Raw genomic sequence first — 17,255 nt, 5'->3', positions numbered from 1 at the left:
TCCGCCCGCAGGCCTCTGCCGGTGGGTTACGCACGAGCCGGCGCCCCATGAATGGACCCGAGGCCGGGCCCACCGCCGCGGCGCCGCGGTCGAGCCACTGTAGCCAATACCCCATCGGGGGTCGGCCACGCGTCGCCATTGAGCGTGATCCACCCCACAGTTGTCCCCGGTCAGCTCAGGTGCGACGTGTCGTTCACCAGCCGGACCGACGCGTTGCCGTCCGGGTAGAACTCGACGATCGACAGCGACGCCAGGTCCAGGTGCAGCCGGAACAGCAGCGACGGCCCGGCGTCCAGGCCCATCCGCAGCAGCGTCTTGATCGGCGTCACGTGGCTGACCAGCACCAGCGTCCGGCCGCCGTGCTCGGCGATCAGCTCGTCGCGGGCCTTGCGGACGCGCTGGTGGACGACGTCGAAGCTCTCGCCGCCGGGCGGCGGGACCGAGCTGTCGCCGATCCAGGAGCGGTGCAGGTCCGGGTCGCGGTCGGCGGACTCGGCGAACGTGAGCCCCTCCCACTCGCCGAAGTCGGTCTCGATGAGGCCGGGATGGGTCTCGACGCGGCCGCCGAGCGCGTCGGCGACGGCCTGCGCGGTCTGCTTCGTGCGCGTGAGCGGCGAGGAGATGATCGGGACAGACTCGCCGTCGACGATCAGGCCCTCGGTCGCGGCCAGCCGCTTCGCCGCCGCGGCCGCCTGCGCGCGGCCGAGCTCGGTGAGCGGGACGTCGCCGCGGCCGGAGTAGCGCCGCAACGCCGACATCTCCGTCTGGCCGTGGCGCAGCAGGAGCAGCCGGGTCGGGGTGCCGCTGGCGCCGGTCCAGGCGACGACGGCGCGGTCCGGCTTCCGGGTCGGCAGCTTCGGCGTGGCCGGGGCGGGCTTGCCGGCGGCCGGCTTCCCGGTGGCCGCGTCCATCGCCTCGTTGGCCAGCCGGTCGGCGTGCGAGTTCTGCGCGCGCGGGATCCACTCGTAGCGGACGCGCGTGAAGCCGGCGGCGATCTCCTTCGCCTGCGCGGCGAGCGGCTGCATGTCCGGGTGCTTGATCTTCCAGCGTCCGGACATCTGCTCCACCACGAGCTTCGAGTCCATCCGGACGTCCACAGTGGACGCTCCGAGCTCGGCCGCGGCGGCGAGCCCGGCGATCAGGCCGCGGTACTCGGCGACGTTGTTGGTGACGACGCCGAGGCCTTCCTTGCGCTCGGCCAGGACTTCGTCGGTCGCGGCGTCCTTGACCACGGCGCCGTAGCCGGCCGGGCCCGGGTTGCCCCGGGACCCGCCGTCGGCCTCGATGACGACATGCTTTGGGGGGTCCGTGGGGGCGGAGCCCCTCGGGCGGGGTCCGGGGGTTGCACCCCCGGAATCACTGTGCTCGGTCACAGGCCGGACTCCACGGTCCTGACCAGGATCGCGCCGCAGTTCTCGCACTGCACGACGTCGTCCTCGGGGCCGCCCTTGATCTCGTTGACGGTGTTGCGGTCCAGCTCGAGCTGGCAGGCGCCGCACCGGCGGGCGCGCAGCAGCGCGGCGCCGATCCCCTTGTGCTCGCGGACGCGCTCGTACAGCTTCAGCAGCGGCTCCGGGAAGCGCGGCAGCAGCTTCGCGCGGTCTTCGTCGCGGCGGGCGCGGATGGTGTCGAGGTCCTTGAACGCCTCGTCACGGCGGATGATCGCGGCGGCGACCTCGGACTCGGCCTTGTCGACCTCGGCGCCGGTGCGCTGCGCGTCCAGGCCCAGCGCCTCGCGCTGCTCCATCAGCTCCAGGAGGTCGTCTTCCAGCGCGCTCTGCCGGCGCTGCAGGGTCTGCAGCTCGTGCTCGATGTCGGTCATCTGCTTGGAGTTCACGGATCCGGACGCCAGGAGCTTGCGGTCGCGGTCCTCGCGGGCGCGCACCGACTCGATCTCCTTCTCCTGCCGGGCCACCTCCCGGTCGAGGTCGGACGCGGCGGTCTCCGTGGACACGAGCGCGTCGCGGCGATCCCGGACGGTCTTCTCCCCGGCGTCGATCTCGGCCAGCTCGGGAAGGGTGCGGCGACGGTGCGCGGTGCGCGAGAGCTCGGCGTCCACCTTGGCGAGCTCGAGCAACTGGCGCTGCACGGCGGGTTCGGCCTTCACGGTGCTCCTCTTAATTCGATGTGCGCTCGGCGCGGACGTTCCACGGGTCGGTGCACCGCGTGGAGACGCGGATGTCGACGTTACCCGCAAACGCTCGCGCCACGACCGCCGAGGCTTGCCTGCACCAGGGCCATTCGCTGGCCCAGTGGGTCAGCCCGACCAGCGCGGGCACCGGGCCCGGGCTCGCCAGGTGCTCACCCGCGGGGTGATGCCGCAGGTCGGCGGTGACGTAGGCGTCGACCCCGGCTTCGGTGGCCAGCGCGAGGTAGGAGTCCCCGGCCCCGCCGGAGACGGCGACGGTGCGGATCGGGCGGTCTTCGTCGCCCGCGCCGAGCACGCCGGGGACGGTCGCGGGCAGAGCGTCCGCGACGCGCTGCACGAAGACGCCGAAGGGTTCCGGCTCCGGCAGTTCGCCGATGCGGCCGAGGCCCGTGACGCCGTCCGGCTTCGGGTCGAGGGGCCGCAGGACGCGGAGGCCGATCGCTTCGGCGAGCGCGTCGGAGACGCCGGGGTCGGCGGAGTCGGCGTTGGTGTGCGCGCAGTAGAGCGCGATCCCGGCGCGGATCATCCGGTGCACGAGCGCGCCCTTCGCCGTGTCGGCGGGGACGCCGTGCACGCCGCGCAGCAGCAGCGGGTGGTGCGCGACGATCAGCTGCGCGCCGAGCTCGGCGGCTTCGTCGAGGGTGTCGGCGCCGGGGTCGACGCAGAAGAGCACGCGCGTCACGGGCTCGGCCGGGTCGCCGCAGACGAGGCCGACGGCGTCCCACGACTCGGCGAGCGCCGGCGGGTACGCCTGCTCCAGAACGGTGATGACTTCGGAAAGGGCGGGCATCCGGGGATCTTCGCATGGAGCGTTTCGGGCCGTGCGGCTTCGGTCCTGGCTCGTCACGGTGATGGTGGCGCTCTTGGCCTGCAGGGCCCCGGCGTCGTCGTTGTGGCGCCTCACGGATCTCGCGGCGCAGCCTGCCGACGGAGCCGGCGGTCACGCTTCCGGCACGAGCAGCCCGTTCGTGTCCTCAGCGGCAGCTTCTCGCCGCCGACGTCCTCCACCGCTTCGACGCCCTGCACGCTCGCGCACGAAAGAAGCCGTCTCGGCGACCTGCCGCGTTAGGGGGCGCTCCGGCGGCGGATCACCGCCGCCGCGAGCGCCGTGCGGGGGTCAGTTGCAGTTGCCGCAGCAGCCGCAGCCCTGGCCGGTGCACTTCGAGCAGCACCCGTGCATGATCGCTCTCCTTCCGGTTCGCGTCCTCGCGTGATCGACGCTAGGTGCCCGGTGCGGGCCGGTGGTACCGCCGAGCGGTGAGCAGACCAGGTGAACCCACCGGGCCGGTGGTTACGCTCGCCGCATGCTTCGGATCGTCGTTGTCTGCTCCGGCAACATCTGCCGCTCTCCCATGGCCGAGCTCGTCCTCCGGAAGGAGCTCGACGACGCCGGCCTCGCCGACGCCGTCCGCGTCACCAGTGCCGGGACCGGCGGCTGGCACGAAGGGGAACCCGCCGACAAGCGGGCCAGGGCGACCCTCGAGGCCCACGGCTACCCCACCCGGCACGTCGCGTCCGAGGTCTCCGACGAGGACCTCGGCGCCGACCTCCTGCTCGCCGCCGACGAAGGGCACGCCGAGTTCCTGCGGGCCCGCGTCGACGATCCGGCGAAGGTGCGGCTGCTGCGGTCGTTCGACCCGTCGGCCCCGGACGGCGCCGAGGTGCCGGACCCCTACTACGGCGGTGACGACGGCTTCGAGGACGTCCTCGGCATGCTCGAACGCGCGGTGCCCGGTTTGCTGGATTGGGTGCGTTCGCACCCCTGACGCGTCACATTGACCGAGGTCGGCGGGCGGCCCGGACCGGGCACGGCCTACCGTGGTGGGGTGCGGTTGCGGTTCCTGCTCCAGCCCGGGTGGCTGGCTCTGACGGTGGTGGTGTTCGCCTTCGCCGTCTGTTGCTTCACGCTCTTGTCGCCGTGGCAGTTCGGCCGCAACACCGAGCGCGAGCAGCAGAACTCCTCGCTCGAGACGTCGTTCACGGCCGCGCCGGTGCCGCTCGACCGGCTGCTGGCGCCGGGCGCCGCGCCCGATCAGCACACCGAGTGGCACCTCGTGTCGATCACCGGCCGGTACCTCCCGGACAAGGAGGTCGTCGCCCGGCTGCGGACCGTGCAGGGCGAGGGCGCCTACGAGGTGCTGACGCCGTTGCGGACGACCGACGGCACGGTCGTGCTGATCGACCGCGGGTTCGTCAAGCTCGACAGCAAGTCCGGCGTGCTGCCCTTCGCGCCGGCGCCGGGCGGGACCGTGCGGGTCACCGCGCGGGTGCGCAGCGACGAGACCGACCCGAAGAACCGCGACGCGTTCGCCGACGCGTCGACCGGCGGGCGGCTGCAGAGCTACGTCGTCGACTCGAAGGTCGTCGCGCGGGCGGGCAAGATCGACATCCGGCCCGGGTACTTTCAGCTCGACACCGATCAGCCCGGCGTGCTGGGCGCGCTGCCGCTGCCGCAGACCGATTCGGGACCGTTCTTCTCGTACGCGCTGCAGTGGATCGCGTTCGGCGCGATGGCGGTGCTCGGCTGGCTGTACTTCACCGTCCGCGAGCTGAAGCCGGGTGGCGCGCTGACCGCGCCGAAGGAGCCGGGCGAGCGGACGCGACGGAAGTCCGTCTCGGAGATCCTGGCCGAGGACGAGGCCGAGTACGCCGAAAGTGGCCCTTCGAAGTAAGCCGGAAATGGCCCTGGGGCGAGGCCACTTGCGGTCTTCATACTGGGCTCATGCTGATCCACCCCTGGGACGCCGCGAAGGACGACGCCGAGTGGCGGGACTGGCTGGCCGGCCACGACTTCGGCCAGCTGATCGCCGGCGGCACCGGCCGCGACCTGCCGATGGTCACGCCCGCGCACTTCGCCTACGACGGCGACCGCACGATCGTCACGCACCTGGCCCGCCCCAACCCGATCTGGCCGCTGCTGGAGGAGCACCCGCGCGCGCTGCTGACGGTGGTCGACGACTACACGTACATCCGCGCGGACTGGAACACGGCGTCCGGCGCCGACCCGGCGCGCGGCGTGCCGACGTCGTACTACGCGACGGTCCAGCTCGAGGGCGACGTCCGGCTGGTCGACGACCCGGCGGCGAAGGCTTCCTTGCTGGACAAGCAGTTGCGCCACTTCGAGACCGACGGAGCGCGCGCCCCGGTGAGCGCGACGGACGCCCCCGACCGGCGGCTGCTGCCCGGGATCCGCGGGATCGAGTTCACGATCACGGGCGTGCGCGCGAAGTTCAAGTTCGGCGGAAACCGGACGGAAGAGGACGGCGAGCGGATCGGCGCCCAGCTGGCCGAGCGAGATGGGCGGCTGGACGCGGAGGCCCTGACCCAGCTGCGTCGCCGCGGCTGACTCAGCGGTTGCGGCGCCAGAGGCCCGCGACCACCGCGAGCAGCACCGACGTCACGCCGGCCAGCCAGCCGACCACGCGGGACAGTTCCACCGCGCGTGTCACGTGACCGGCGTCCGGGTTGCGGCCGACGCCCAGCACCGGGCGCTCCTCGATGCCGTGCGGGTACACCGTCCGGCCGCCGACGCGGATCTCCAGCGCTCCCGCGAACGCCGCCTCCACGCGGCCCGCGTTGGGGCTGGGGTGCGCGATCGTGTCGCGGCGCCACGCGCGCCACGCGCCGCCCGCCGAGCCGCCGACCACCGGGGCCGCCAGCACCGTCAGGCCCGCCGCGATGCGGGTCGGGACCAGGTGGACGAGCTCGTCGAGACGGTCGAGCGCCCAGTGGCCGGGGCGGCCGCCGCGCGTGCGGCGCAGCAGGCTGACCGCCCGCGCGCCGAGCAGGCCCGGGACGCCCGCCACCGCGCCCCACACCAGCGGCGCGACGACGGCGTCGGATGTGTTCTCCGCCAACGTTTCCACCGAAGCCCGCGACAGCGCGACCGGGCCCAGCCCGTCGGCGACGCGGGGGTCCAGTTCGGACAGTGTCGAGCGGGCCGGCTCGAACCGGCACTCCTCGAGGTCGCGCGCGAGCTCGGTGCCCTGCAGCGCCAGGCCCGCCGCGCCGAGCACGGCCCAGGTCGTGACGGCGGTCGCCGAGGCCTGCACCAGCGGACGGCCACGGCCGGCGCGTTCGAGCACCAGGCCGCCCAGCACGGCGGCCACGGCCACCGCGGCGCCCGGCGCGGGCCCGAAGCGGCGGAAGGCCGTCACCGGCGGACGCCGGCGCGGGTCGCCGAGGGCGCCGTCGGCCGCTACGCCCAACACCAGTCCGATCGCGCGCGCCGCGCTCACCTGTGCCCCCCGGCAGAAAGAAAGTCCAGTTCGAGGAGAGGCTACTCGCCCCGGGAACACCCTCCGCAGCCCCGGGACGACTGTCAGGTCAGCCGCGGGTTCGCGGGGCCGGAGAGCCGCAAGCCGGCGACGAGAGCGTGGTCCCGCGCCGGGTTCACTCCACCAGCGCCGCGATCTCCTCGCGCGCCTGGACCACGATGTCGCGCATCGCGCGCTCGGCCCGGTCCGCGTCGCCCGCCGTCACCGCGGCCGCCACCTCCAGGTGCAGGGCCACCGCCTCGGGCTGGGGTTCCGGGGGCATCAGGCCGTGGCCGGTCCGGCCGGTCAGCACCTCCGCGACGACCTCGGACAGCTGCGCGAACATCGGGTTCCCGGACGCCGTGAGCAGCAGGTCGTGGAACGCGATGTCGAACCCGAGGAACGCCGGGAGGTCGCGCGCCTTCGCCGTCCGCGCCAGCCGTTCGCCCAGCGCGCCGAGGCGGCCGCGCTCCTCCGGGGTCGCGCGCAGGGCCGCGTAGCGCGCCGCGCACGGCTCGATCGCCGAACGCAGCTCGTTCAGCGTGGCCAGGGCGGCCGGGCGCGACGGGCCGTCGAGCTGCCAGCGGATCAGCTTCGGGTCGTAGTGGTTCCACTCCCCCGGGTCCCGCACGATCACCCCGACGCGCCGCTTGCTGCTGGTCAGGCGCATCGTCTCGAGCACTCGGACCACTTCACGCGCTACCGTCCGCGAAGCACCGAAGCGTTCCTGGAGCTCTTCGGACCGCAGCACCGTCCCCGGCGGCAGCGAACCGTTCGCGATCGCCGCGCCGAGCTCGTCCAGGACCTGGTCGTGCCTGTCGTTCCCCACGACCCCCAACCTAGCGAACTGACTCGATTAAGTAGCACTTAATCTTGAATAAGTAGTACTTTTGAGTTTGACTCACCCGAGCACAACGAAGTGGGAGGTGCGGGATGACCGTCATCGTGGTGATGGGGGTGTCGGGCTCCGGGAAGACGACGGTCGGCACGGCGCTGGCGAACGCGCTGGGCGTCGAGTACGCCGAGGCCGACACGTTCCACCCGCAGGCCAACATCGACAAGATGACCGCCGGGACGCCGCTGACCGACGCGGACCGCGCCCCCTGGCTCGAGGCCATCGCCGGCTGGATCCGCGCGCACCAGGACACCGGCGGTGTCGTGACGTCGTCCGCGCTCAAGCGCCGCTACCGCGACGTCCTGCGCACCGGCGGAAACGTCTGGTTCGCCCACCTGCACGGCGACCGCGAAATCCTCGCCGAGCGCATGCAGACCCGCAAGGGCCACTTCATGCCGGTGTCCCTTTTGGACTCGCAGCTCGCCGACCTCGAACCCCTCGAGCCGGACGAGCCCGGCGCGATCTTCGACATCCGCGACACCCCCGGTGAGATCACCGGAGCCGCGTTGACCGCCTTCCGGGAGCTCGCATGACGTCCGTCCTCGCCGCCGCCTGGACCGGCCACGACACCCGCCTGATCGGCGCGACCGTCGTCGCCATCGCGGTGATCGTCGTGCTGATCACCAAGGTGAAGCTGCACCCGTTCCTGTCGTTGGTGCTCGGCTCGCTGGTGCTCGGCCTGACCGCCGGGATGCCGGTCGACAAGCTGATCAAGAGCTTCTCCAACGGCGTCGGCAGCACGGTCGCCTCGGTCGGCATCCTCATCGCGCTCGGCGCGATGCTCGGCAAGCTGCTGGCCGACTCCGGTGGTGCCGACCAGATCGTCGACACCGTGCTCGGCAAGGCCCGCGGCGCCGCGCTGCCGTGGGCGATGGCCCTGGTCGCGGCGCTGATCGGGCTGCCGATGTTCTTCGAGATCGGCCTGGTCATGCTGATCCCGGTCGTGCTGCTGGCGGTCAAGCGTACCGGGAAACCGTTGATGCTGCTGGGGATTCCCGCCCTCGCCGGGCTTTCGGTGCTGCACGGCCTGGTCCCGCCGCACCCCGGTCCGCTCGCCGCGGCGGGCGCGCTGAACGCGAACGTCGGGATCACGCTGGCGTTCGGCCTGCTCGTCGGCATCCCGACGCTGGTCATCGCGGGCCCGCTGTTCGGCAAGCTCGCCGCCCGGATGGTGCCGGACGCCGTGGCACCCGCGCGGCTGGTTCCGGAGCGAGCGGACACGGACAAGCCGCGCCCCAGCTTCGCCGCGACGCTGTCGACGGTCCTGCTGCCGGTCGTGCTCATGCTCGCGAAGGCGCTGTCGGACATCCTGCTGGACAAGGAAAGCCAGGCGCGCAAGATCCTGGACTTCATCGGCGACCCGCTGATCGCGCTGCTCGCGGCGGTACTGGTCGGCATGGTCCTGCTGGGCCGTCCGGCCGGCCTCGGCCGCGGCCAACTGTCCACTGTGGTCGGTGACGCGCTGGGCCCGATCGCCGGGATCCTGCTGATCGTCGGCGCCGGCGGCGGCTTCAAGCAGACCCTGGTCGACGCCGGTGTCGGCGACGTCATCACGGGCCTGGCCAAGGACGCGAACCTCTCGCCGCTGCTGCTGGGCTGGCTGGTGGCGGCGGCGATCCGCCTGGCGACGGGCTCGGCCACGGTCGCGACGGTCTCGGCGGCGGGCATCGTCGCACCGCTGGCCGCCACGATGGACCCGTCGCACAGCGCGCTGCTGGTGCTGGCGATCGGGGCCGGGTCGCTGTTCTTCTCGCACGTGAACGACGCGGGGTTCTGGCTGGTCAAGGAGTACTTCGGGCTGACGGTCGGGCAGACGCTGAAGAGCTGGTCGGTGATGGAGACGCTGATTTCGGTGGTGGCGATCGCGCTGATCCTGCCGCTGTCGCTGGTGGTGTAGCCCGATGTCCTGAAGGGCACCCTCAGGGATCTTGAGTCCCCGAGGGTGCCCTTCAGGACATTCGCCGTGTCGTCCCTCCAAACACGCGTGTCGACTCCCGGATCACGCGTGTCGACCTTTCCGTCACACGGCGAACGTCGAGCTGCCTCGATCCGAGCCGCCCGGCCCGTGATCAGAACGTCGACACGCGTGACTGGAGGGTCGACACGTGTGATCCGGAGGTCGACACGGCGACCGTTGACATGTGACCTTTTGGTCACCTATTCTTTCGGCGTGCCCGACGACGACCTGGTGTTCAAGGCGCTGGCGGATCCGACCCGCCGGTTCCTGCTCGACCTGCTCTTCGAGCGTGACGGGCGCACGCTCACCGAACTCGAAACGCAAGTCGACATGAGCCGCTTCGGCGTGATGAAGCACCTCAAGCTGCTCGAAGAGGCCGGCCTGGTCGTCGCGCGGAAGGAAGGGCGGGAAAAGCTGCACTTCCTCAACCCCGTGCCGATCCGGGAGATCCACGACCGGTGGATCGACAAGTACACCGAGCGCCGGGTGACCGCGCTGCTCGATCTCAAGAGCGAACTGGAAGGCGACGAACCATGACGAACACCGTGCAGGTCAACCGCATCTACATCAAGGCCACCCCGGAGCGGATCTGGGAAGCCATCACCAAGCCCGAGTGGACCCAGAAGTACGGCTACACCGGCCTCGTCGACTTCGATCTGAAGGCGGGCGGCAAGCACCGGACCCACCCGACGCAGGCCTTCATCGACGCGGGTTTGACCGGTGACCTGATCGACGGCGAGGTCCTCGAGGCCGATCCGCCGCGCAGACTCGTCATCACGTGGAAACTGCTGATGGACCCGGCCATGGCGGACGAGCCCTACACGACCGTCACCTACGACATCGAAGCGACGCAGACCGCCGGCACCAGGCTCACCGTCACCCACGACGTCACCGGCGCGCCCGCCACCGGGGCGATGGTCGGCGGGGAGCACGAGGACGTCGACGCCGGGCCGGGCCAAGCTGCGGGCGGGGGCTGGGCCTGGATCCTCTCCGACCTCAAGACCCTGCTGGAGACCGGCGACGTCATCGTGCCGGCCTGACGAGGGCCCGGCAGGCCGGCTCGCGCCGCTTCGAGCCGGCCCACCGGGGGTCTACGCGCGCTGGGTCGCGGCCTTCAGCGCGGCCTTCGCGGACGCCGGCGCGTCCAGGGTGTCCAGCCCGAACAGGGCCGCCCCCACCACGGGGTTGACGTCCACCACGCGGACCACCGCGCGCGGCGCCACCTTCAGGCACCGCCGCTCGATCTCCGCGATCACCGGGGTGCCGATGCCGGTCAGGACACCGCCGCCGAGGACGATCTCCGGGGTGTCCTCCGTGAGGTCCAGCTTCCGGAGGATCACCGCGGCGAACACGCTGACCTCCTCGACGAACCTCGTCACGATGTCCGCCGCCACCTCGTCGCCCGCCGCGGCCACCTCGAACAACAGCGGGCAGAGCCCGTGGATCGAGGCAGCCGGGATTTCTTCGAAGTGCAGGCCCTGGACGACGTCGAACAGCGTCTCGCGGCCGAAGAAGCCGGCGACGGCCTCGCGGAGCGACGTGCGCGGGCCGCGGCCGTCCTCGGCGCGGACCGCCCACCACAGGGCCTCCTCGCCGAGGCGGTAACCGCCGCCCCAGTCGCCGGAGATCTTGCCCAGCGCGGGAAAGCGGTGCACGCGCCCGTCCGGGCCGACGCCGGCGCCGTTGATCCCGGCACCGCACACCACCGCCACGCCGATCCCCGCGCTGCCCGCCCGGAGCAGCGCGAGGGTGTCGTTGCCGACGGTCAGCGTGTCGCTCCACCCGCGGGCCGCCAGCGCCGCGTGCAGCGCCTCCTCCTCGCGCGGGAAGTCGAGCCCGGCCAGGTACGCCGACGTGTGCACCGCGAACGGCTTCTCCCCGCGAGCCGGGAAAGCCTCCAGTACCAGGTCTTCCAGCGCCGCGACGCAGGCCGCGACGCCGACGTTCTGCGGAGAAGCACCGGGACCGCGCGACTTTCCCAGCACGACGCCTTCGCGGGACACCACGAGGACCTCGGTTTTGCTGTTGCCGCCGTCGATCGCGATGACAGCTGGCTTCATCCGCGGGCCCAGGGCAGGTACTCACGGTTGATCTGCACCAGCGAATCGGCGAGCGTGTCGGCCTTCGTGTACTGCCCGACCAGCGGGTGCGCGAGCAGCGCGTCGGCCACGCGGTCGCGGCCGCCCTTGACCGCCGCTTCCAGCGCGAGGAACTCGTACGCCGTCGTCGCCGCGATGAGCCCGGAGAACTGCGGCTCCACCGGCGTCTGCGCGATCGGCGTGGCGCCCTTCGAGTCCACAGTGGACCGAACCTCGATGACGGCGTCGTCCGGCAGGAAGCCGAACGTGCCGTCATTGCGGACGTTCACCACGTGCTCTTCGGCCGGGCCGTCCGCGGTCAGCGCGTGCACCAGCTGCACCGCGGCCTCGGAGTAGTACGCGCCGCCGCGCTTCTCCAGCGACTCCGGCTTGGTGTTCTCCTCCGGGTCGAGGTAGATCTTCAGCAGCTCTTCCTCGACGTCGCTGACGACGTCCGCCCGCGGCCGCTCGGTGCGCTGCTTGGTGACCTGCTCGTCGTGCGCGTAGAAGTACTTCAGGTAGTACGACGGCACGACGTTCATCCGCCGCAACCACTTCTGGGGCACACTGACCTCATTGGACAGATAGTCCAGGTGCTTCTCCAGCAGCTCCGGCAGCCGGTCGACGCCGTCGACGAGCGCGCCGCGCTCCCAGCTCAGGTGGTTCAGTCCGGTGTGGACGAGCTTGACGTCGTCCGCGCCGACGCCCAGCAGCTTCCCGAACTGCCGCTGCAGGTTGATCGCGACGTTGCACAGCCCGACCGCGCGGTGCCCCTCGTTGAGCAGGGCGCGCGTGACGATGCCGACCGGGTTGGTGAAGTTGACGATCCACGTGTCGTCGCCGGCGATCTTGCGGACGCGCTCGGCGATGTCGAGCACCACCGGCACCGTGCGCAGCGCCTTCGCGAGCCCGCCCGCACCGGTCGTCTCCTGGCCGACGCAGCCGCAGGCGTGCGGGAACGTCTCGTCGGAGCGCCGCGCCCGCTGGCCGCCGACGCGCAGCTGGATCAGCACGGCCGACGCGCCGTCGACGCCCTCTTCCAGCGACTGCGTCGTCCGGACCCGCGCGGGGTGCCCGGCGTGCGCGAGCAGCCGCTGGCTGAACCCGCCGACGGCCTCGACGCGATAGGCGTCCGGGTCGACCAGCACGATCTCGTCGACGTCCAAAGTGGACCGGCGACCGGCGATCCCGTCGATCAGCTCCGGCGTGTAGGTGGACCCGCCACCGACGACTGCCAGCTTCATCCCTTGACTCCCGTGAATGTGATGCCCTTGACGAACGACTTCTGGGCGAAGATGAACAGGATGATCACCGGCGCCATGATCAGCGCGGTCGCCGCCATCGTCATGTTCCACTCGACGTGGTGCATGCCGCGGAAGGACGCGATCGCCAGCGACAGCGGCCAGTGGTCCTGGTCCTCGCCCGTGTAGAGCAGCGGCCCGAAGTAGTCGTTCCAGGTGAACAGGAAGCAGAACATCGCGGTGGCCGCGATTCCGGGCTTCGCCATCGGGATCAGCACCCGGTACATCGCCTGGAACTCGTTGCAGCCGTCGATCTTCGCGGCTTCGAGGTAGTCCTTCGGAATGGTGAGGAAGAACTGCCGGAGCAGGAAGATCGAGAAGGCGTCGAAGAAGAAGTACGGCGTGATCAGCGGCACGAGCGTGCCGGTGAGCCCGAGCCGCACCCACAGGTCGTACAGCGGGACGACGGTCACCTGCGGCGGCAGCATCATCGCGGCCACCGTGAGCATGAAGAACAGGTTCTGCCCGCGCCACCGCAGTTTCGCCAGCGCGTACGCCGCCGGGATCGCCGAGAGCAGCGCGCCGATCGTCGCCAGCCCCGAGTACAGCAGGCTGTTGCCGAAGTACTCCAGCAGCGGCGCCTTCTGGAACACCGTCACGAAGTTCTCGAAGTGCCACACGCTCGGCCACAGGCTCGCCGTCATCGCCTGGTCGTCCGCCATCACCGCGGTGAGGAAGACGAACAGCAGCGGCAGCATGAAGATCACGCCGAGCGCGATCCCGGTCGCGTGCAACGCGATCCAGGACAGGCGCCTGTCCCAGCTCCGCTTGAACCGCACCTTCGGGTGCACACCCGCCGGCTTCTGCGGTGCTTCCGCCAACGCGGTCATGTCCCCTCCTCCTGGTGCTGGGACTTACGAAGCTGCCGCACCAGAATCCAGGTGAAGCCCGCCGAAACGATGAACAGCAGCACCGCCATCGCCGCCGCGTAACCCATGTTGAAGTAGCGGAAACCCTGGACGTACAGCCAGATCGGATACGTCAGCGTCGAGTTTTCGGGTGCGCCGATGAGCTTCGAGTTGCCGGCGACGTCGGCCGTGCCCGCCGAAGCGGACGCCGCGACGATCGCCTGCGTGAAGAACTGCAGCGCGTAGATGATCGAGTTGACCACGCCGAACAGCAGCACCGGCGAGATCGACGGCAGCGTGACGTGCCAGAACTTGCGGACCGAGCCGGCGCCGTCGAGCTCGGCGGCCTCGTACTGCTCGGTCGGGACGTCGAGCAGCGCGGCCAGGATGATGATCATCAGCTCGCCGGAGCCCCACAGCGCGAGCAGCGTCAGCGCGGGCTTCGACATGGCCGGGCTGTTGAACCACAGGCCGCCGTCGATGCCGATGAGCCGCAGGAACCGGTTCACCGGGCCGAACTCGGGGTTGAACACGAAGACGAACGCCAGCGTCGCCGCCGCGGGCGGGGCCAGCGTCGGCAGGTAGCAGAGCGTCCGCACCAGGCCGACGCCCGACTTCAGCCGGGAGATCACCGACGCGATGCCGAGGGAGAACAGCACCCGGCACGTCGTCAGGATGACCACCAGCCACAGCGTGTTGTACGCCGCGACGCCGACGAGCGGCTCGGTGGTGAACATCCGGACGTAGTTGTCGAACCCGATGAACTGCGGCGGGTTGATCAGGTCGTACTTGGTGAAGGAGTAGTAGACCGTGGCGATCAGCGGGTAGCCGAAGAAGACCAGGAACCCGACGAGCGCCGGGGCCATGAAGAACAGCGCGGTCCGGCGGCGCTTGCCGGCCCGGCGGGCCCCCGCCCGCGCCTTTTCGGGCGCGGACGGGGTTCCGTCGGTCGTTGAGGGGAGGGTGCGGGGCGAGGCACTCTTTACCGCCGAGGCCCCGTCGGACAGAGTCATCCGCCCGCGCCCTTCTGCTTCAGTTCGTCGTCGATCTGCGCGTCCACCTTCTTCAGGCCTTCGGTCAGATCGGGGATCGAGCCGGCCTGCCACTTCTCGGCGAAGTCGTTGACCGCCTTGAGGTGCGCGTCACCGATCGGGGTGGTCTGGTTCGACACGAGCTTGCCGCTGTCGTACATGTCGAGGAACGTCTTGAACTGCGGCTGCAGGTCGAGGCGCGGCGACGTCAGCGAGGCCTTCGTGCTGGGCACGTTCTTCAGGCCGTTGGCCATGTCCACCAGGGTGTCGGTGTCCAGGGTGGCCTGCTTGATCAGCTCCCACGCGGCGCCCGGGTTCTTGGCGCCCTTGGGGATCGCGATGATCGTGCCGGTGGTGAAGGCGCTGCCGTACTTGTCGGCCATGGTGCTGAGCACCGGGGCGGGCGCGGTGGCGTAGTTCAGCGTCGGCGCCTGGTCCTTGATGAACGCGGTGCGGAACTCACCGTCGTAGATCATCGCCAGCTTGCCCTTCTGGAAGCCGTTGTCGGCGGAGTACTCGTCACCGAGGCCGGCCTTGAACTTCTCGACCTTGTCGTGGCCGCCGAGCGCGTCGATCAGCTTCTGCTGGAACTCGAACATCGCCTTCCAGCCGGGGTTGGTGGCGAGGTCCGACTTGCCGTCCGGGCCGATGAACGGCGCGCCGAAGTTCGGCGCCCAGTACTGGGCCTGGTTGCCGTAGAACGGCATGGACGGCAGGAAGCCGGCGACCTTGATCGAGCCGTCCGCGTTGTACTCGGTCAGCTTCTTGGCGTCTTCGAGCCACTCGTCGGTGGTCTTCGGCGGCGACGTGATGCCCTTCGCCGCGAACAGGTCCTTGTTGTAGTAGAGGCCGTAGACGTCGGCGAGCATCGGCATCGCGCAGCGCTTGCCTTGGTACTCGGTGTAGTTCCGGACCGCTTCGGGGATCTGGTTGAGGTCGATCTTGTCGCGGTCGATGTAGGGCTTCAGGTCCTGGAAGCTGCCGTTGGAGCACCAGGCGCCGAGGTTGTCGGTGTAGAACGAGATCGCGACGTCGGGCGGGTTGCCACCGCGGATCGACTGCGTGAGCTTGTCGTCGTCCTGGTTGCCCTCGTGCTTGATCTCGATGTTCGGGAACTTCGCCTTGAGCTTGTTCAGGCCCGCGGTGACGACGCCGTACTCGCGGTCGGTGAACTTGCTGTAGACGGTGATCGTGAGCTTGTCGTCCTTGCCGGGCGCTGCGGCCGCGTCACCGCCGCCACTGGGCGCGGCGGCGCCGGAACAGGCGCTGGTCAGCAGGACGGACGCCGCGGCCACGGCGATTAACGCTGCGCCGCGACGGGTCCGGTTGGTAGGGCGCATGGCCCTCCTCCTCATCGGTTGGGCTACTCGGTTGGGGACGGGGCGGGACGGGTGTTCGGGACCGCCGCTTTACCGGGCGAGGGTCCGACCGCGGGTCGGCGCGACCCGAGGAGCGTGGGGGTGACGACGCCGAAGACGTCCTCACGGGTTTTGGCGAGCGCGGACTGCAGCGCGCCCGCGCGGACGGCGTTGCCCTGCACCGAAGCGCAGCCGACCGGCGTGCGCGGCAGGACGAGCGTGTGCAGCCGGTCCTGCACCAGCGCGGCGAAGTTCTCGCCGCCGGCGCGGCTGGTGTCGCCGCAGAGCAGGACGAGCTGCGGGTCGGCGACGGCGACGAGGTTCGCGATGCCCCCGGCGACGCGCCGTGCGAGGTCGTCGAGGAAGGGGTGCTGCATTCCGGCTTGGGTGACGGCGTCCCAGGCGGTCGCGGCGGTGATGCCGTGCGCGGCGGCCAGCCGGCAGATGGCGGGCGAGTCGACGAGGTTGCCGAACCGGGCGCCGGCCTCGGGCCAGACGTCGCCGGTGTCGACGGTCGCCGGGTCGGGCACGCGCATCCAGTCGATCTCGCCGCCGCCGCCGGTGGCGCCGCGCAGCAGCCGCCGGCCGATGACGACCGCGCCGCCGACGCCTTCGGACAGCCACACCATGACGAAGTCGTCGACGTCCTGGGCCTTCCCGGCACTCATCTCCTCGACGGCGACGAGGTTGACGTCGTTCTCGATCAGGACGTCGACGCCGAGTTCGTCGCTGAGCTTCTGCGGGACGTCGAAGCCGAGCCAGCCCGGGATGTGCGGCGCGGAGGAGAGCAGGCCGGTGCGCGGGTCGAAGGCGCCCTGCGCGCCGATGACGACGTGGGCGAGCTCTTCGCGGGTGATCCCGGCCGCTTCGGCGACGTGGCTGAGAGCCTCGCCGAAGGTCCCGACGACGTCGGCGCCTTCGTGGACGGGCAGCGCGACCTGGTGCTCGGCGAGGATCGTCCCGGCGACGTCGGCGACGACGAAGTCCGCGACGTGCGGGGTGAGATCGACGGCGGCGACGCGGGCGAGGCCGCCGTTGGCCGACCAGAGCTGGGCGCGCGGCCCGCGACCGCCACCCCTGACACCGGCCTTGACGACCAGGTTGTCCTGCTCGAGGCGGGTGAGCAGCTGCGCGGTGGCGGGCTTGGAAAGACCGATGGCCAGCTCGAGCTCGGCGCGCGTCAGCGGGCCCTCCCGCAGGAGGACCTCGATAGCGGCGCGATCGTTGATCTCGCGCAGCATCCGCGGGCTACCGGCTCGCACTGTCGTCGCTCCCGACTTAATTAGGATACTTTACAGACGGTTTCCGGGGACTGTAGTGAGCCGCGGCACAGCCGTCAACGGGCTCGGGAAACGGCCAGGTAACGCTTGAAGTCGCGCGTG

18 protein-coding genes are annotated in these 17,255 nt (G+C 70.9%); 7 read left to right on the top strand and 11 right to left on the bottom strand.

Annotated elements, in window-relative coordinates:
* Window positions 1-170: 170 nt before the first annotated feature.
* The 3 genes from ACLJQZ_RS29530 to ACLJQZ_RS29520 form a co-directional block, all read right to left on the bottom strand.
* Entirely contained in the window at window positions 171-1,286 is a 1,116-nt protein-coding gene (locus tag ACLJQZ_RS29530) for a bifunctional RNase H/acid phosphatase (protein WP_410623175.1), read from the bottom strand.
* A gap of 83 nt (window positions 1,287-1,369) precedes the next feature.
* Complete coding sequence (locus ACLJQZ_RS29525; RefSeq protein WP_410623123.1) at window positions 1,370-2,107, bottom strand: zinc ribbon domain-containing protein; 738 nt, start codon at window positions 2,105-2,107, stop codon at window positions 1,370-1,372.
* A 10-nt stretch (window positions 2,108-2,117) separates the two neighbouring features.
* Window positions 2,118-2,939, bottom strand: a complete 822-nt coding sequence (locus ACLJQZ_RS29520) for a Nif3-like dinuclear metal center hexameric protein (RefSeq protein ID WP_410623122.1) — start codon at window positions 2,937-2,939, stop codon at window positions 2,118-2,120.
* Window positions 2,940-3,453: 514 nt separating this feature from the next.
* Here ACLJQZ_RS29520 and ACLJQZ_RS29515 point away from each other — a divergent pair.
* Genes ACLJQZ_RS29515 through ACLJQZ_RS29505 form a run of 3 tightly spaced genes read left to right on the top strand, consistent with a single transcriptional unit; the run spans window position 3,454 to window position 5,495 of the window.
* A complete protein-coding gene (locus tag ACLJQZ_RS29515; RefSeq protein WP_410623121.1) occupies window positions 3,454-3,915 on the top strand; it encodes a low molecular weight protein-tyrosine-phosphatase in 462 nt (153 codons plus the stop codon).
* 60 nt (window positions 3,916-3,975) lie between these two features.
* On the top strand, window positions 3,976-4,821 hold the full coding sequence (locus ACLJQZ_RS29510) for an SURF1 family protein (RefSeq protein WP_410623120.1): 846 nt from the start codon (window positions 3,976-3,978) through the stop codon (window positions 4,819-4,821).
* A 50-nt stretch (window positions 4,822-4,871) separates the two neighbouring features.
* Window positions 4,872-5,495: an FMN-binding negative transcriptional regulator gene (locus tag ACLJQZ_RS29505; protein WP_410623119.1), complete on the top strand. Its 624-nt coding sequence runs from the start codon at window positions 4,872-4,874 to the stop codon at window positions 5,493-5,495.
* Window position 5,496: 1 nt separating this feature from the next.
* Here the strand turns inward: ACLJQZ_RS29505 and ACLJQZ_RS29500 are convergent, their stop codons facing one another.
* Together ACLJQZ_RS29500 and ACLJQZ_RS29495 are read right to left on the bottom strand one after the other, a co-directional pair.
* Entirely contained in the window at window positions 5,497-6,387 is an 891-nt protein-coding gene (locus ACLJQZ_RS29500; RefSeq protein WP_328646135.1) for a cobalamin biosynthesis protein, read from the bottom strand.
* A 154-nt stretch (window positions 6,388-6,541) separates the two neighbouring features.
* Complete coding sequence (locus ACLJQZ_RS29495; protein ID WP_410623118.1) at window positions 6,542-7,234, bottom strand: FadR/GntR family transcriptional regulator; 693 nt, start codon at window positions 7,232-7,234, stop codon at window positions 6,542-6,544.
* Between the two features lie 104 nt (window positions 7,235-7,338).
* Between ACLJQZ_RS29495 and ACLJQZ_RS29490 the strand changes: the two genes are divergently transcribed.
* The 4 genes from ACLJQZ_RS29490 to ACLJQZ_RS29475 all read left to right on the top strand — a co-directional run bounded on the left by ACLJQZ_RS29490 (window position 7,339) and on the right by ACLJQZ_RS29475 (window position 10,297).
* On the top strand, window positions 7,339-7,833 hold the full coding sequence (locus ACLJQZ_RS29490) for a gluconokinase (RefSeq protein WP_410623117.1): 495 nt from the start codon (window positions 7,339-7,341) through the stop codon (window positions 7,831-7,833).
* Window positions 7,830-9,197, top strand: coding sequence for a gluconate:H+ symporter (locus tag ACLJQZ_RS29485; protein WP_410623116.1), 1,368 nt, complete (start codon window positions 7,830-7,832; stop codon window positions 9,195-9,197). The genes ACLJQZ_RS29490 and ACLJQZ_RS29485 overlap by 4 nt, the downstream gene beginning before the upstream one ends.
* 273 nt (window positions 9,198-9,470) lie before the next feature.
* On the top strand, window positions 9,471-9,794 hold the full coding sequence (locus tag ACLJQZ_RS29480; protein ID WP_410623115.1) for an ArsR/SmtB family transcription factor: 324 nt from the start codon (window positions 9,471-9,473) through the stop codon (window positions 9,792-9,794).
* Window positions 9,791-10,297 (top strand): SRPBCC domain-containing protein, encoded by a 507-nt coding sequence (locus tag ACLJQZ_RS29475; RefSeq protein ID WP_410623114.1) that lies wholly within the window; start codon window positions 9,791-9,793, stop codon window positions 10,295-10,297. The genes ACLJQZ_RS29480 and ACLJQZ_RS29475 overlap by 4 nt, the downstream gene beginning before the upstream one ends.
* 51 nt (window positions 10,298-10,348) lie before the next feature.
* Here ACLJQZ_RS29475 and ACLJQZ_RS29470 read toward each other — a convergent pair whose 3' ends face one another.
* The 6 genes from ACLJQZ_RS29470 to ACLJQZ_RS29445 are packed head-to-tail and all read right to left on the bottom strand — an operon-like array spanning window position 10,349 to window position 17,114.
* On the bottom strand, window positions 10,349-11,317 hold the full coding sequence (locus ACLJQZ_RS29470; protein WP_410623113.1) for an N-acetylglucosamine kinase: 969 nt from the start codon (window positions 11,315-11,317) through the stop codon (window positions 10,349-10,351).
* Window positions 11,314-12,579 carry a 6-phospho-beta-glucosidase gene (locus tag ACLJQZ_RS29465; RefSeq protein WP_410623112.1) on the bottom strand — a complete coding sequence of 422 codons (1,266 nt, stop codon included), beginning with the start codon at window positions 12,577-12,579 and terminating at the stop codon, window positions 11,314-11,316. Before ACLJQZ_RS29465 ends, ACLJQZ_RS29470 begins: the two co-directional genes overlap by 4 nt.
* On the bottom strand, window positions 12,576-13,466 hold the full coding sequence (locus ACLJQZ_RS29460) for a carbohydrate ABC transporter permease (RefSeq protein WP_410623111.1): 891 nt from the start codon (window positions 13,464-13,466) through the stop codon (window positions 12,576-12,578). The genes ACLJQZ_RS29465 and ACLJQZ_RS29460 overlap by 4 nt, the downstream gene beginning before the upstream one ends.
* A complete protein-coding gene (locus ACLJQZ_RS29455) occupies window positions 13,463-14,497 on the bottom strand; it encodes a carbohydrate ABC transporter permease (protein ID WP_410623110.1) in 1,035 nt (344 codons plus the stop codon). Before ACLJQZ_RS29455 ends, ACLJQZ_RS29460 begins: the two co-directional genes overlap by 4 nt.
* Complete coding sequence (locus ACLJQZ_RS29450; RefSeq protein WP_410623109.1) at window positions 14,494-15,855, bottom strand: extracellular solute-binding protein; 1,362 nt, start codon at window positions 15,853-15,855, stop codon at window positions 14,494-14,496. The genes ACLJQZ_RS29455 and ACLJQZ_RS29450 overlap by 4 nt, the downstream gene beginning before the upstream one ends.
* Before the next feature lie 23 nt (window positions 15,856-15,878).
* Window positions 15,879-17,114: an ROK family transcriptional regulator gene (locus ACLJQZ_RS29445; RefSeq protein ID WP_410623174.1), complete on the bottom strand. Its 1,236-nt coding sequence runs from the start codon at window positions 17,112-17,114 to the stop codon at window positions 15,879-15,881.
* Between the last annotated feature and the right edge of the window lie 141 nt (window positions 17,115-17,255).

Source organism: Amycolatopsis sp. cmx-8-4 (genome assembly GCF_046548675.1).
Lineage (GTDB): Bacteria > Actinomycetota > Actinomycetes > Mycobacteriales > Pseudonocardiaceae > Amycolatopsis.
Note: the sequence above shows the minus strand (reverse complement) of the source record. Positions and strands in the feature narration are given on the sequence as shown.